12 protein-coding genes are annotated in these 14,246 nt (G+C 61.8%); 8 read left to right on the forward strand and 4 right to left on the reverse strand.

Annotated features, from left to right (window positions below):
• Nucleotides 1-11 precede the first annotated feature (11 nt).
• The 6 genes from DFR48_RS06615 (at nt 12) to DFR48_RS06640 (ending at nt 7,469) form a co-directional block, all read left to right on the forward strand.
• On the forward strand, nt 12-2,207 hold the full coding sequence (locus DFR48_RS06615; protein WP_245415539.1) for an ATP-binding protein: 2,196 nt from the start codon (nt 12-14) through the stop codon (nt 2,205-2,207).
• 17 nt (nt 2,208-2,224) lie between these two features.
• The gene (locus DFR48_RS06620) at nt 2,225-3,295 is read left to right on the forward strand and encodes a response regulator (protein ID WP_114362404.1); all 1,071 of its coding nucleotides are present in this window, start codon (nt 2,225-2,227) and stop codon (nt 3,293-3,295) included.
• 74 nt (nt 3,296-3,369) lie between these two features.
• Nucleotides 3,370-4,407 (forward strand): dihydroorotase, encoded by a 1,038-nt coding sequence (pyrC, locus tag DFR48_RS06625; RefSeq protein ID WP_114362405.1) that lies wholly within the window; start codon nt 3,370-3,372, stop codon nt 4,405-4,407.
• 115 nt (nt 4,408-4,522) lie between these two features.
• A complete protein-coding gene (locus DFR48_RS06630; protein WP_114362406.1) occupies nt 4,523-5,707 on the forward strand; it encodes a diguanylate cyclase in 1,185 nt (394 codons plus the stop codon).
• 72 nt (nt 5,708-5,779) lie between these two features.
• Nucleotides 5,780-6,472 carry an orotate phosphoribosyltransferase gene (locus tag DFR48_RS06635; protein WP_114362407.1) on the forward strand — a complete coding sequence of 231 codons (693 nt, stop codon included), beginning with the start codon at nt 5,780-5,782 and terminating at the stop codon, nt 6,470-6,472.
• Nucleotides 6,473-6,542: 70 nt separating this feature from the next.
• The gene (locus tag DFR48_RS06640; RefSeq protein WP_114362408.1) at nt 6,543-7,469 is read left to right on the forward strand and encodes a carbohydrate kinase family protein; all 927 of its coding nucleotides are present in this window, start codon (nt 6,543-6,545) and stop codon (nt 7,467-7,469) included.
• 27 nt (nt 7,470-7,496) lie between these two features.
• Here DFR48_RS06640 and DFR48_RS06645 read toward each other — a convergent pair whose 3' ends face one another.
• Both DFR48_RS06645 and DFR48_RS06650 read right to left on the reverse strand, forming a co-directional pair.
• Complete coding sequence (locus DFR48_RS06645; protein WP_114362409.1) at nt 7,497-7,706, reverse strand: helix-turn-helix domain-containing protein; 210 nt, start codon at nt 7,704-7,706, stop codon at nt 7,497-7,499.
• A gap of 3 nt (nt 7,707-7,709) precedes the next feature.
• Nucleotides 7,710-8,264: a DUF2975 domain-containing protein gene (locus DFR48_RS06650; protein ID WP_114362410.1), complete on the reverse strand. Its 555-nt coding sequence runs from the start codon at nt 8,262-8,264 to the stop codon at nt 7,710-7,712.
• 81 nt (nt 8,265-8,345) lie between these two features.
• Here DFR48_RS06650 and DFR48_RS06655 point away from each other — a divergent pair, with 81 nt between their 5' ends.
• Nucleotides 8,346-8,948 (forward strand): hypothetical protein, encoded by a 603-nt coding sequence (locus tag DFR48_RS06655; RefSeq protein ID WP_114362411.1) that lies wholly within the window; start codon nt 8,346-8,348, stop codon nt 8,946-8,948.
• Nucleotides 8,949-8,951: 3 nt separating this feature from the next.
• On the opposite strand, the gene pgi is transcribed toward DFR48_RS06655, so the two are convergent.
• Together pgi and DFR48_RS06665 are read right to left on the reverse strand one after the other, a co-directional pair.
• Nucleotides 8,952-10,580 carry a glucose-6-phosphate isomerase gene (gene pgi / locus DFR48_RS06660; protein ID WP_114362412.1) on the reverse strand — a complete coding sequence of 543 codons (1,629 nt, stop codon included), beginning with the start codon at nt 10,578-10,580 and terminating at the stop codon, nt 8,952-8,954.
• 100 nt (nt 10,581-10,680) lie between these two features.
• On the reverse strand, nt 10,681-12,387 hold the full coding sequence (locus tag DFR48_RS06665) for a long-chain fatty acid--CoA ligase (RefSeq protein WP_114362413.1): 1,707 nt from the start codon (nt 12,385-12,387) through the stop codon (nt 10,681-10,683).
• A gap of 536 nt (nt 12,388-12,923) precedes the next feature.
• Between DFR48_RS06665 and DFR48_RS06670 the strand changes: the two genes are divergently transcribed.
• Complete coding sequence (locus tag DFR48_RS06670) at nt 12,924-14,240, forward strand: UDP-glucose dehydrogenase family protein (protein WP_114362414.1); 1,317 nt, start codon at nt 12,924-12,926, stop codon at nt 14,238-14,240.
• Nucleotides 14,241-14,246: the final 6 nt, after the last annotated feature.

A 14,246-nucleotide genomic window follows, 5' to 3' on the forward strand; every position in this document is an offset into this window, starting at 1 on the left:
GCAGTCGGATATTGCGGAGAGCCACCGACACTGCGACCATCCTCCAGGTCCTGTCGGTCGTCCTGCTTATCGTTCTGATCGCACTTTTCGTCGATATCTCCCGTCATTTCCAGCTGCTCTACGATGATGCTCGCGAGGATGCTCTCTGGTCCGTTGTCCAGCTCGAGCACGATGTCCGCGCTCTGGCGCATGACGTCACGGAGATCAGGAGCGGCGGGTCGCTGGCCGTTCACACCGATGAGATCGGCGTTCGGCTCGAGGCGCTGGTGCAGGTTGCTCGGACGCTTGGCGAGCTATCCCTCGCTCGCGACACAGCGACGGAGGCTCTTTACCAGTCGGTCGTCTATGGTTTGGCCGACGCGGAACGGATCCTTTCGAATCTCAGAAATGGTCCTGAAGCCGGCGCGCAGTTCGCGCATCTCGACACGACGCTATCCGCGCTCTCAGGTCAGGTCGAACAGCTGCTGGACCGGGTGCATGCCGGACAGAGTGTTGCGCGCGAGAGAAGCCGCGCCGCTGTGCTTGATCTGGGACGGAGCGCCGCCGCGATGCTCATTCTGCTGCTCGCCTCGGTCGTTTTCCTGGTCGTCACCCTGCGCCGGCAGTTGGGAGCCGTGCGACAGACCGGTCGCGAACTGAAGGTGGTGACGCGGCAACTCACCGAAGCCTATGAGGCGGCGGACGCCGGCAATCGGGCGAAGTCGCAATTCATGGCGACCATGGGGCACGAGATCCGCACGCCGCTCAATGCGATCCTCGGCATGGCGGAACTGCTCGAGTATTCGGAGCTTCCCGAGGATGCGGTTTCGAGCGTGAAGACGATCCGCTCGTCGGGTGAGGCACTGCTCGAGGTCATCAACGAAATCCTCGATTATGCGAAGATTGAGCACGGCAAGCTTGAACTCGAAGAACGGGCTGTCGATATCTCGGCACTTGCGGAAACGACTGCAAACATCATTCGCGGACGAGCGGCTGATCACGGCAATGCCGTCGTTCTCGACATACCCGATGCGCTCGATGCCCACTATGTCCGCACGGATCCGACGCGACTGCGTCAGGTTCTGCTCAACCTCCTCAGCAATGCGGTGAAATTCACCAGCAAAGGGACGGTGACGCTTCGCGTTCGTGAGTTCTATCGCACCGGCAAGCTGATGCTGCGTTTCGAAGTCGAGGATACCGGCATCGGTATCGATGAGGCGGGCCTCGCCAAGCTCTTCCAGCCGTTCTCGCAGGTCGATGCCAGCATCAGCCGCAGATACGGCGGCACGGGTCTCGGCCTCACCATCTGCAAGCAGATCGTCGAAAAGCTCGGTGGCGAACTCGGCATGAGCAGCACGGTGGGCGTCGGGAGCATCTTCTGGTTCGAGATCGCCGTGATCGCGGTCGACCGGGACGAGGTGATGAGGCACGGGGCCGCTCAGGATGCGGCGGCGGGTCTGCCGCGCAAACGCATCCTTCTGGTCGAGGACAACCGCGTCAACCAGCAGGTGGCACGGCGTTTCCTGGAGCGGCTCGGCCAGAACGTCACCATCGCAAACGACGGCGCCGAGGCAGTGCGTCTTTGCGAGAACGAAACGTTCGATCTCATCTTCATGGACATGCAGATGCCCGTGATGGACGGGATCGAGGCGACCCGCCGCATTACCGCTGGCAGCCTGAACGGACGGACCCCGATCGTCGCCATGACGGCCAATGCCTCGGATGACGATCGTCGTCGTTGTCTCGAAGCTGGGATGATGGGGTTCGAGGCCAAACCGATCACCATGAAGAGGTTGCGCAACGTGATCACGAGACTTTCGGAGGCAACGGTCGAAGACAATGCCAAGGCCGAGCCGTATGACACGGGCCTCCCTGATCTGGAGGCTGTCGACATTCCGGTGCTGGCGCCGCTGCCGATCGACGGTCTCGATGGCGAACGGCAGTCGGAACTGGTGGAGGCTCTCGGAGAGGATGTCTTCCAGGAACTGATTGCGTCCTTTTTTGATGACGCCGCAAGCCTCGTACTGGAATTGCGCCAGGCCATCCGTGAGGAGAGCCCGCAAGACGTCGACCGGGTGCTGCACACGATCAAGGGCGCTGCGATCAACGTCGGCCTCAACGATATTGCCGGAAAGGCGAGTGCACTGCGAAAGACAGAGCCGAATCTCGACGACGTGGATCGGCTGACCGACGAACTGGAAACCCTGAAGTTCAAGCTTGTGGCCTGACGGCCAAGGAGGCGACGATGCGCATTCTGCTGGTGGACGACAACAATACAAATCTCAAGCTCCTGACGAAGCTCGTCGCGAAACTCGACCAGTGCGAGGCCGTGCCTTTCGCAGGCCCCGACGCGGTCCTGTCGGCCCTGCCGGACCTCGATTTCGACGTCGCCATCATCGACTATCAGATGCCGGTCTATAACGGTGTGGAACTCTACACGGAGATCGTGCGCTTCGAGAAATATGCCGACGTTCCGGTGATCTTCATCACCGCCGATACGGACATGACAACGCGCATGGCGGCCCTGAATGCCGGGGCGATCGATTTCCTCACAAAGCCGGTGAACCCGATCGAGTTCCAGGCGCGCGTGCAGAACATCGTAAGCCTTTCGCGCGCGCGCAAGCAGTTGGCGGATCAGGCAGAATGGCTTCGCCGCGAAGTCGATCGGGCCGTTGCGGAACTGCGCCAGCGGGAGCAGGAGATCATTCATCGGCTGACGCTGGCAGCCGAATACAAGGATCCGCACACCTCCCGTCACACCTCCCGCGTCGCCTCCTATTCCGAGGCGATCGCCGTCGAGCTCGGCCTGCCGGAGCAGCTCTGCAACGACATCCGTCTTGCCGCCCCGATGCACGACATCGGCAAGGCCGCCATGCCCGATACCTTGCTCCTGAAGCAGGGCCGCCTCACCGAGGCCGAGTATCGGCAGATGCAGGCGCATGCCCAGATCGGCGGAAATATCCTCGCGCAATCCCATTCGTCCTTGCTGCAGCTCGCCTCGGAAATCGCCGTCAGCCATCACGAGCGCTGGGACGGGCAGGGCTATCCGAACCGGCTGTCGGGTGAGGCGATCCCCATCGCCGGCCGGATCGTCTGCATCGCCGATAACTTCGATGCGCTCACGACCGAGCGCCCCTACAAGTCCGCATGGTCGTTCGACCGCACAGTCGAGCACATCCGAGGTCGCGCCGGCTCGCAGTTCGATCCGCAGTGCGTGGCGGCCTTCGAGCGCGCCCTTCCGAAGATCTACGAGATCATGCAACAGGATCGTGAGGAACAGGCGCTTTCGGCTATCGCTTCGGCCTCTGGCTTCTGACGGGCGAAATGCGGGATTGACCGGTGGGCTGGTCGTGGTATCGACGGCCCGATGACACCTGCCGGAGGCACGCCATGCAATCGCTCACCATCCGCCGCCCCGACGACTGGCACCTGCACCTGCGTGACGGCGCCATGCTTCGCGGCGTGATCGCCGACACGAGCCGGCATTTTGCCCGCGCGATCATCATGCCGAACCTCGTGCCGCCGGTCGTCACGACGGTAGATGCGCGTGATTACCGCAACCGTATTCTGGATGCGCTTCCGGACGGTCACAGCTTCGAGCCGCTGATGACCCTCTACCTGACGGAGGAGACCAACCCCGACGACGTCGAGGAGGGCAAGCGCAGTGGGCTGATCACGGCGGTGAAACTCTATCCCGCCGGTGCGACCACCAATTCGGCGAGCGGCGTGCGCAATCTCGACAAGGTGATGCCGGTCCTGGAGCGTATGGCGAAGATCGGCCTGCCGCTCTGCGTCCACGGCGAAGTCACTACACCGGAGGTCGACATCTTCGACCGCGAGGCCGTCTTCATCGAGACGGTACTCGATCCGCTGCGGCGGCGCCTGCCGGAACTGAAGGTGACGATGGAGCATGTGACGACCTCCGACGGCGTCGACTACATCCGCTCCTCGACCGCCAATCTTGCCGGTTCCATCACGACCCATCACCTGATCATCAATCGCAACGCGATCCTCGTCGGCGGCATTCGCCCGCACTACTATTGCCTGCCTGTCGCCAAGCGCGAGAGCCATCGCTTGGCGTTGCGGGCGGCGGCGACGTCGGGCGATCCTCGCTTCTTCCTCGGCACCGATTCCGCACCTCACGTCGATCCGGCGAAGGAATGCGCCTGCGGTTGCGCCGGCATCTATTGTGCGCCGAACACCGTGAGCTGCCTTGCCCATGTGTTCGAGCAGGAGGGCGCGCTCGACAAGCTCGAAGCCTTCGTGTCGCTGAACGGGCCGGCTTGGTACGGCCTTGCCGCCAACGAGGAAACGATCACGCTGGAGAAGGGTGACGAACCGGTCGTCTTCCCTGCCAAGATCGAGACGGGAGCGGGTCCGGTGACGGTCTTCGATCCGATGTTCCCCCTATTTTGGCGGGTCCGTTGAATTGACCGCGAATTGCCAGGATTGTCACGATCCGGGTAACCTTTTGGAGAGAACCGGCGGTTAGCCTTCGTCAAGGCAGATCGGTGGCGGTTTCACGCAGAAGAGAGCGCTTGGCATGATGCTTGACTATAATTCTCTTCTGCTCGCCCTGGGTTTTTCCGCGACCTGTCTGATGGTAACCCTTCTGGGAACCTGGGTATCGCGTCGTACGGATTCCTTCCTGCTGACCTTGGTCGTCGCGCTGTTCTTCATCGTCATCGGTATTTTTGTCTACAGTTCCTACACGCTGGAAGCGGGTTTTCTGAGGGCGTCTTTCGCCTATACCTTCCTGATGATCGGCTTCAGCATGATCTACGCGGCCTCCCTACAGTTCCGGACGGGTCGAACTCCCTGGAAGCGATCGATCATTCTTTCGGTCGCCACCATTGTGCCCGGGCTGCCACTGATATCCGGTGGGCTGGATGGATTGGGCTTCATTTTCATGAATGCGGCGACCGCGCTACTCCTGATCGGCACGGGATGGCAATATTGGCGCGCGCGTGCGGAGGCGCCGGGACCGCTTGCCGGAATGGTCTTCCTTTACGTTCTCAGCGGAATTTCCTTCGCGCTGTGCGCCGCGGTGCTGATTCAGAAACGCCAGTGGGTTCTTGGCCATGCACCGGACAATTGGGCGGAAGATCTCAATATCGCGATTTGCATTGCGGGCATGTCCGGTATCGGCGCGCTGTCGCTGGCGCTTCATCAGTGGCGGCTGGCCGCGCGCCACCGGCACGAGGCCAATACCGATGCGTTGACCGGGCTTCTCAATCGCCGGGCGCTTTTCGACCACGTCGCTGGCCGCCCGGTCGGATCGAGGACGGCGGTCGTCGTCTTCGACATTGATCGGTTCAAATCGATCAACGATGAGCACGGCCACGCCACGGGTGATGCGGTCATCCGGATATTTGCGGAGGAGCTGACGACCGGAACCGGGGGCCAGCAGACTGTCGCTCGTCTCGGGGGAGAGGAGTTCGCCGTCATACTCGCCAACATCTTGCCGGGCCGCGCCGAACGTGTGGCAGGCGACATCGCCCGAAGCTTCGCCGCGCGCGAAATCCGCATCGGGGAGGCGGTGCTGCGATGCACGGTGAGCGCAGGCATTGCCTTCGGCACGCAGGAGACGGACAGCTTCGACGCAGTTCTCAGCCTCGCCGATGCGGCCCTCTATCAGGCGAAGCGCAACGGCCGTAACCGGGTCGAAATGGCCGACTTCCTGCACAGGGTTGAAACGGTGGAAACCCGCACCAACGTTTCCCCCTGAATGGCGGCACTATCTAGCATCCACCGATGCATGCTGCTATTCGCCTGATGAGGACGATCAAGGAGCGGGCGCATGATTCAGACGACATTTCCCGAACCGGCCGTGATGGCCGAACTGGTGGCCAGGATGCTCTGGGAGATCAAGGCGGTGCATTTCTCCGCCGACAAGCCCTACAAGCTCTCTTCGGGCATGATGAGCCCGGTCTATATCGACTGCCGCAAACTGCTATCCTATCCGCGCATCCGCTCGGCGGTGATGGATTTCGCCGCCGCGACCGTCATGCGCAATGCCGGCTTCGAGCAGTTCGATTGCATCGCCGGCGGCGAGACGGCAGGCATTCCCTTTGCTGCGCTTCTCGCCGACCGTCTGGGCCTGCCGATGATCTATGTCCGCAAGGCGCCCAAGGGCCACGGCCGCAATGCCCAGATCGAGGGCCATATGCCCGAAGGCGCGCGGGTGCTGGTGATCGAGGACCTGACGACGGCCGGCGGCAGCATGTTCAAGTTCATCGATGCCGTGCGCGCAGCCGGTGGTGTCGTCGAGCACGGGATCGCACTCTTCTTCTACGGGATATTCCCCGAGGCGAAAGAGCGTTTCGTCAACGGCAACGTCACCTTGCATTACATCGCCACCTGGCGCGAGGTCCTTGCCGTCGCGCGTGCGCAGAAGCTCTTCGACGAGAACACCCTCGCCGAGGTCGAAGCCTTCCTCGATGCGCCGCTCGCCTGGTCGGCGCGCAATGGCGGCGTCGCCTCTCTTTCCTGACGAAGGGCTGGCAATCCCGGGCGGATTGCTTTAAATCGATTGAAACGTCAAGGGCGAGCGGGAGGCTTGTATGATATTGTGTTGCGGCGAAGCGCTTATCGACATGCTTCCGCGTGAAACCACGCTCGGCGAAAAGGGTTTCGCTCCCTATGCCGGTGGCGCGATTTTCAACACGGCGATCGCGCTCGGACGGCTCGGTATTCCGACCGGTTTCTTCACGGGCCTCTCCGACGACATGATGGGCGACATCCTGCGCGAGACTTTGAAGTCGAGCAATGTCGACTTCTCCTATTGCGCGACGCTGCCACGGCCGACGACCATCGCCTTCGTCAAGCTCGTCAACGGGCAGGCGACCTACGCGTTCTACGACGAGAACACTGCGGGCCGGATGATCACCGAAAGCGACCTGCCTTCCCTCGGTGACGATTGCGAGGCCTTGCATTTCGGCGCGATCAGCCTGATCCCCGAGCCCTGCGGGTCGACCTACGAGGCCTTGATGGCGCGTGAACACGCGACCCGCGTCATCTCGCTCGATCCGAACATCCGTCCGGGCTTCATCAAGGACAAGGCGGCCCATGCCGCACGCCTCAACCGCATGGCGGCCATGGCCGACATCATCAAGTTCTCCGACGAGGATCTCGAATGGTTCGGACTTTCGGGCGATCATGACGAACTTGCCGGCCACTGGCTCGATCTCGGCGCCAAGCTCGTCGTCATCACCCGCGGTGCGGAGGGCGCGACCGGCTATACGGATCGGTTCAAGGTCTCCGTGCCGAGCGAGCGCGTGACGGTGGTCGACACCGTCGGTGCCGGCGATACGTTCGACGCCGGCATTCTCGCCTCATTGAAGATGCAGGGCCTGTTGACCAAGGAGAAGGTCGCGGCAATCGACGGGAAGGCCATCGAAGCTGCGCTGGCACTTGGGGCAAAGGCAGCGGCGGTCACCGTGTCGCGCGCTGGCGCAAATCCACCTTTCGCCCACGAGATCGGACTGTGATTTCGCCGCCTGTCTTCTGACTGCGGGTCAGACTTCCGGCCGATACTCGAGAATGTCGCCTGGTTGGCATTCGAGCGCCTGGCAGATCCGTTCCAGCGTGTCGAACCGTACGCCCTTGACCTTTCCGGATTTCAGCAGCGAGATGTTCTGCTCGGTGATCCCGACGATCTCGGCCAGTTCCTTCGATCGCATTTTCCGTTTGGCCAGTATCACATCCAGGTTCACGACGATCGGCATGCGTTAAACGAAGCTCCGGTTGTCTTCCTCGATCCCGGTCGCGATCACCATGATATGGCCGAGGACGAACAGAAGTCCGGCGAGGATCAACAATCCAATATCCGTGCTGGAAATCCCGATGGAGAGCATCGTCTGTCCCAGCGGATTTTCATAGGTGGCCACCAATACCGCAAGCGTGCGCGATAGCAAACCCGAAAAGCCTCCGATCAGCGCGAGATAACCAGTGCGGCGCAGAAGGACGCCACTCCTTCCTGCGAAGATTTCGCCCTTCTCGAAATGGTCGAACATTGTCCAGAGCGTCCATATGGCCGTGCCGATCAGGATTGCGTTCGCACTAGCGATGATGGCCAGCCCTCCAAGCGCATAGCTTGTCAGGGTCACCGGTTCGATACCGGAGAGAGGGTAGTGAATGACCAGTTCTTTCAGTCTTCCGATGTCGAAGACGAATATCCACGTGAGATAAGCCGACCCCGACACGAAGCCTGCCGCCGCCAGCACGATCAACAGTTTCATTTTCCGGCTTATCGATTTGACGCGGACGTGGGGACTCAGGGCCATTGGAAAATCTCTTGCTGTGTGGGTTGCAAAAATTATCGTATTACAATAATTATTTCTCGTCAATCGAGCAATGGAGATTTCATGAAGAAGGCTTTCGCCACCCTCGCACTCATTACGTCCGCCATAGTCGGACTGCCTTCCTGCATGCCGAGCGGGATCTCCAGCGCAGCCAAGCTGGCCGCTCTTTCACCACTCGACGCGGACCCCGGGCAATTCCGGGTCGCGCTCGTTGCGCCGGCTGCGCTGCGGCTGAAAGCGGGCGATGCGCGTCTCGGATTCGGCTGGGCGGAAACGGGAAAGCTCGCCAGCTCCAAAATCTATGACCTGGAGATCGTGCCTGGTACCGCTGCCGTATTACAGTCGCTGCCGCCCCTGCAGTCCGGGCAGCAGGTGATCGCGCTTGGCCTTGCCCCCCGCGAGGTCGAAGCCGTCCTGAAATTCCAGCAGGAGGTCCGCGATGTGAAACAAGCCGGGCGCCGCGGCAGCGGCAATATTTCCGTTAGCCTCGCCGGTGGCTGCTGGAGCGAGCCGTTTCCGGCCGATGGCAAGCCACTGCCGCTGGATATCTGGCTTCAACCCAGCGCCGGCGGCGAGTATCTGCCGATTATGCGAGGCGTTGATCTGAGGGCGATCCTGAAGAAGGCAGGTCTGACGGCGGTGCCGCAATGTACCACTGCGTCATAGCTCTCAACGCCGGGCACCATCGAGCAGGACCTTGACCAGTCCCGCCGTCGAACTGTCGTGGCCGGAAGGGGCCGTCCTGCCCTCGACCACCGGAAGCAGCGCGGTCGCGAGTTCCTTGCCGAGTTCCACACCCCATTGATCGAAAGAGTTGATGCGGAAGAGCACCCCTTCGACGAAGACACGGTGTTCGTAAAGAGCGATCAGCCGGCCGAGCGCGAACGGGGTGAGCCGGTCGTAGACGAAGGTGATCGAGGGACGGTTGCCGGAAAAGACCCGATGCGGCGCAATGCGCTCGGCTTCGGCCTCGCTCACGCCCTTCGCCTTGAGCTGGGCCTTCGCCTCGGCGAGCGTGCGGCCCTTCATCAAGGCTTCGGACTGGGCAAGGCAGTTGGCGATCAAAAGCTCATGCTGATGACGCAGCTCCGGTTCGAAGCCGTTGGCGGCGATCATGAACTCGACCGGCACGACGGTCGTTCCCTGATGAAGCAACTGGTAGAAGGCATGCTGGCCGTTGGTGCCGGGTTCACCCCAGACGATCGGACCGGAATTGCCGGCGACCGGCTTGCCGTCGACTGTCACGCTCTTGCCGTTCGATTCCATGTCGAGCTGCTGGAGATAGGCGGCAAAGCGGGAGAGCCGCTGGTCATAGGGCAGGATCGCGCGCGAGGCGTGGCCGAGAACGTTGCGGTGATAGAAACCGATGAGGCCGAGCAGCATCGGCAGGTTTTCCCGCAGTGGCGCCGTGCGAAAATGATTGTCCATCGCATGAGCGCCGTCCAGAAAATGGCCGAAGTTCTCGTTGCCGATCGCGATCATCAGAGAGAGACCGATCGCTGACCAGACGGAATAGCGACCGCCGACCCAGTCCCAGAAGCCGAAGACGCGATCCTCCGAAATGCCGAAGGCTGCGACCGCATCGAGGGCTGTAGAGACAGCGGCGAAGTGATGGCCGACGGCCTCCTCGCCGAGCGCGCCAGCGACGAAGCGACGTGCCGTCCGGGCGTTCGTCATCGTCTCGATCGTCGTGAAGGTCTTCGAGGCGACGATGAAGAGTGTGGTTTCCGCCGTGAGGGTCTTCAGCGTGTCAGCGATGTGTGCGCTGTCGACATTGGAGACGAAATGGAGGCGAGGTCCGTCATGATAGGGGGCGAGCGCCAGCGTTGCCATGGCTGGGCCGAGATCGGATCCGCCGATCCCGATGTTGACGACGTCGGTGATCTTCTTGCCGGTCGCGCCAGTAATACGGCCGCTGCGGAGATCTTCCGCAAAACGTCCCATCGCCGCGAGCACCGCGTTGACGTCCGGCATGACGTCGCGGCCGTCGACCAGAACGGGGCGGTTGGAGCGGTTGCGCAGCGCCGTATGCAGAACGGCGCGTCCTTCGGTGAAATTGATCTTCTCCCCGGCGAACATCGCGTCCCGTTTTTCGGCAATGCCGGCCGTGGCCGCTAGCTCCTCGAGCAGACCGAGAACCTCGTCGTTGACGGCGCATTTGGAGAAGTCCATCAGCAAGTCGCCGAGCGTCACGCTGAAGCGCGTGAAACGCTGCGGATCGGCGGCAAAGGCGGCACGAAGGTCTTCGGCACGGGTGGCCGCGACGGTGCTCGTCAGCTTGTCGATGATGGCTTGCATCGGAATGTCCCTGTTTCGACGACGATGCCGGGACCTTATTAGCCGCGTGAGACCGGATCAAGACACGGGGAGGCCGAGACGCCCCCTTATTTCAATCGATTTATTTTCCGTCACGCAGTTCCCGGCGCAGGATCTTGCCGACGTTCGACTTCGGCAACTCACTCCGGAATTCGATGTAGCGCGGGCGCTTGTAGTTCGTGAGGTTGGCCGTGAAATGCGCCTTCAGGGCCTCTTCGGTCAGCTGCGGATCCTTCTTGACGACGAAGAGCTTGACGGCCTCGCCGGAATGCTGGTCGGGGATCCCGATCGCCGCGCATTCCAGAACGCCTGGATGCATCGCCGCCACTTCCTCGATCTCGTTCGGATAGACGTTGAAGCCGGAGACCAGGATCATGTCCTTCTTGCGGTCGACGATCTTCACGTAGCCGCGTTCGTCCATCAGGCCCATGTCGCCGGATCGGAAGAAGCCGTCGTCGGTCATGACCTTGGCCGTCTCTTCCGGTCGCTGCCAGTAGCCCGCCATGACCTGCGGACCGCGAATGCATATCTCGCCCACTTCGCCGACAGGCAGCGTCCTGCCGTCCTCGTCGCGGATTTCTATCTCTGTCGAGGGAAGCGGCAGGCCGATCATGCCGGAGAACTCGTTGGAATCGAGCCGGTTGACGGTTGCCACCGGAGAGGTTTCCGAGAGGCCGTAACCCTCGCTGATGGGGCAACCGGTCATCCGGAACCAGCGCTCGGCAACCGGCCGCTGCACCGCCATGCCGCCGCCGAGTACCAGCAGCAGCGAGGAAAAGTCCAGCTTCTGGAAATCCGGATTGTTCATCAGCGCATTGAAGAGCGTGTTGAGGCCGGGAAAGACATGCGCCTTGTATTGCTGCAATTCCTTCACGAAGGCCGGAATGTCTCGCGGATTGGCGATCAGGACGTTGTGGCTGCCGGTCGCGATACCCATCAGCGAATTCACGGTAAGCGCGAAGATGTGGTAGAGCGGCAGGGCGCAGATGAAGGTCATGACCTCCGGCCGCGGCTTGATCGTGAAGATCGCCTCGAGCCACACCATGATCTGCTCCTTATTGGCGAGCAGGTTCGCGTGCGTGAGTGTTGCGCCCTTCGAAACGCCGGTCGTGCCCCCCGTATACTGTAGGAAGGCAACGTCGCTACCCTTCACCTCCACAGGTTTCAACGTCTGGCGGGCACCTTCGGCAAGAACCTGCCGGAAGCTCTTGTGCTGCGGGATGGACCAGGCCGGCACCAGTTTCTTGACCTTGCGGACGACGAAGTTGACGATGTGGCCCTTGAGGCCCAGCATGTCGCCCATGGTCGCGACTACCACGTGCTTCAGCGGCAGGTGCGGCAAGACCTGCTCAACCGTATGGGCGAAGTTTTCCAGTACGAAGATCGCCTTGGCGCCGGAGTCCTTAAGCTGGTGTTCGAGTTCGCGCGGCGTATAGAGCGGATTGACGTTGACGACGACGAAACCCGCACGAAGGATGCCGTAGACCGTTACCGGGTTCTGCAGGATGTTCGGCGTCATCACGGCAACGCGGTCGCCCTTGGCAAGTCCTTGCGCTTGAAGCCACGCACCGACCTTGCGCGACTGGGCGTCCAGCTCGCGGAACGTCATGCCCCGGCCCATGCTCGAAAAAGCAAGCCGGTCGGCATATTTTCGGCAACTGCTTTCGAAGAGGGCTCCGAGCGACGCATGTTCCAGCGGCGCGATTTCGGCCGGCACGCTTTCGGGGTAGGAAGCAAGCCAAATCTTCTCCGCTGCGTGGCCACTGCGGCGGGTTGATACGTCCGACATGCTTTTCCTCCCCGGTAGTATGCATCACGCTTCACCCGCGCGGGCGGCGTGCATTTCCTCCTCGTCGCCCGACCACGAGATTATGCCTTTGATCTCGCCGTTCAAGACAGAACACGTCTATCTAACATTGACGTAAACGTCAACGAGGCGGGCTGTCTCCCGCCGGACGTTATTGTATTGGCGGCCGCCCGGTTCCGCGGGCGGGCCGCACGCAGCGATTGTCCTCTCCACGATGGGCGACGCGGCCCTTTCTCCTCTCTAGCAAATTGGGCTTAGGGCGGCACCGCACGGTGGGTCTTCGCCGCCGCTTTTTCCGTTCGAATCCCTGTGCTTGTCGCGCCTCACGACCAGTCCGTACGCGCTAGCCCGAAAGGCTTATACTCCGGCGCTAATGCTTGGTTTTCCCGTTCAGTTGCGCTAATCCAGACACCGTGCGGCCGTCCGGAATTTTGGTTTGAGGCCGGAACTCCGCCGGCCGTCGTTGCGGTTCGCGGCAGTACCGGCACCCGGGTGACCCTTTAAGAGTGGAGTGCATCTTGCAGATAGCGATCATTGGTACCGGCTATGTCGGTCTGGTTTCTGGAGTTTGCCTGTCGGAGTTCGGGCACGACGTGGTCTGCATAGACAAGGCAACGTCGAAGATCGACCGGCTGAACAATGGTGAGGTTCCGATCTACGAGCCCGGTCTGGAGGAGATGATCGCCCGCAACGTGGCCGCCGGGCGGTTGCACTTCACGACGGAACTTGCCGGCCCCGTCGCGGATGCGGATGTGGTGTTCATCGCGGTCGGCACGCCGTCACGCAAGAGCGACGGCCATGCGGATCTGAGCTACGTCTATTCCGCGACGCGCGAAGTGGCTGAAGTGCTGCGCGGCTTCACCGTTCTCGTCACCAAGTCGACCGTTCCGGTCGGCACTGGTGATCACCTCGAGCGGATCATCGGCGAGGTCAATCCGGATGCCGACGTTGCCGTCGTTTCCAATCCGGAATTCCTGCGGGAAGGGGCGGCGATCGCCGACTTCATGGCCCCGGACCGGGTGGTCGTCGGATCGAATGATGATCGCGCGAAAGCGGTCATGGCCGAGGTCTACGGCCCGCTCGATTCCGAGAGGCACCCGGTGGTCTTCACCTCGCGCCGCACCGCCGAACTCACCAAGTATGCGGCGAATGCCTTCCTCGCGCTGAAGCTCGCCTACATCAACGAGATCGCCGATCTCTGCGAGGAGGTCGGGGCGAACGTCCAGGACGTTTCGCTGGGCATGGGCCTCGACAGCCGTATCGGCCGGAAGTTCCTGAATGCCGGCCCGGGTTATGGCGGCTCGTGCTTTCCGAAGGATACACTGGCGCTGGTCAAGACGGCCCAGGACCACAACAAGCCGATCCGTCTCATCGAGACGATCGTCGGCATCAACGAGACCCGCAAGCGTGCCATGGCCCGCAAGGTCGAAAGAGCGGTCGGCGGCGATGTCCGCGGCAAGACGATCGGCATTCTCGGGCTGACCTTCAAGCCCGACACCGACGACGTGCGGGAATCTCCTGCGCTCTCGATCGTCCAGGCGCTGCTCGACAAGGGGGCGCTGCTACAGGCCTATGATCCGGAAGGCATGGAAACGGCACGCGAACTGATGCCGGAGATCGACTATCGCGACGACGCCGAGAGCGTGGCGCACGGAGCCGATGCGCTCGTGATCATTACGGAATGGGAAGAGTTCCGTGTCCTCGACTTCCCCAAGCTGAAGGACCTGATGAACGCGCCGGTCCTGGTCGACCTCCGCAACATCTATTCGCCGGCGCATGTCGCCGACCACGGCTTCGTCTACGAAAGCGTCGGGCGTTCGGATCGTTACCGCTGAGCGTTA

Source organism: Ciceribacter lividus (assembly GCF_003337715.1).
Classification (GTDB): domain Bacteria; phylum Pseudomonadota; class Alphaproteobacteria; order Rhizobiales; family Rhizobiaceae; genus Allorhizobium; species Allorhizobium lividum.

Excerpts from the sequence above, each read along its gene's own strand:
- DFR48_RS06620 (WP_114362404.1), top strand. The coding sequence starts at position 2,225 with ATGCGCATTCTGCTGGTGGACGACAACAATACAAATCTCAAGCTCCTG.
- pyrC (WP_114362405.1), top strand. The coding sequence starts at position 3,370 with ATGCAATCGCTCACCATCCGCCGCCCCGACGACTGGCACCTGCACCTG.
- DFR48_RS06630 (WP_114362406.1), top strand. The coding sequence starts at position 4,523 with ATGATGCTTGACTATAATTCTCTTCTGCTCGCCCTGGGTTTTTCCGCG.
- DFR48_RS06635 (WP_114362407.1), top strand. The coding sequence starts at position 5,780 with ATGATTCAGACGACATTTCCCGAACCGGCCGTGATGGCCGAACTGGTG.
- DFR48_RS06640 (WP_114362408.1), top strand. The coding sequence starts at position 6,543 with ATGATATTGTGTTGCGGCGAAGCGCTTATCGACATGCTTCCGCGTGAA.
- DFR48_RS06645 (WP_114362409.1), bottom strand. The coding sequence starts at position 7,706 with ATGCCGATCGTCGTGAACCTGGATGTGATACTGGCCAAACGGAAAATG.
- DFR48_RS06650 (WP_114362410.1), bottom strand. The coding sequence starts at position 8,264 with ATGGCCCTGAGTCCCCACGTCCGCGTCAAATCGATAAGCCGGAAAATG.
- DFR48_RS06655 (WP_114362411.1), top strand. The coding sequence starts at position 8,346 with ATGAAGAAGGCTTTCGCCACCCTCGCACTCATTACGTCCGCCATAGTC.
- pgi (WP_114362412.1), bottom strand. The coding sequence starts at position 10,580 with ATGCAAGCCATCATCGACAAGCTGACGAGCACCGTCGCGGCCACCCGT.
- DFR48_RS06665 (WP_114362413.1), bottom strand. The coding sequence starts at position 12,387 with ATGTCGGACGTATCAACCCGCCGCAGTGGCCACGCAGCGGAGAAGATT.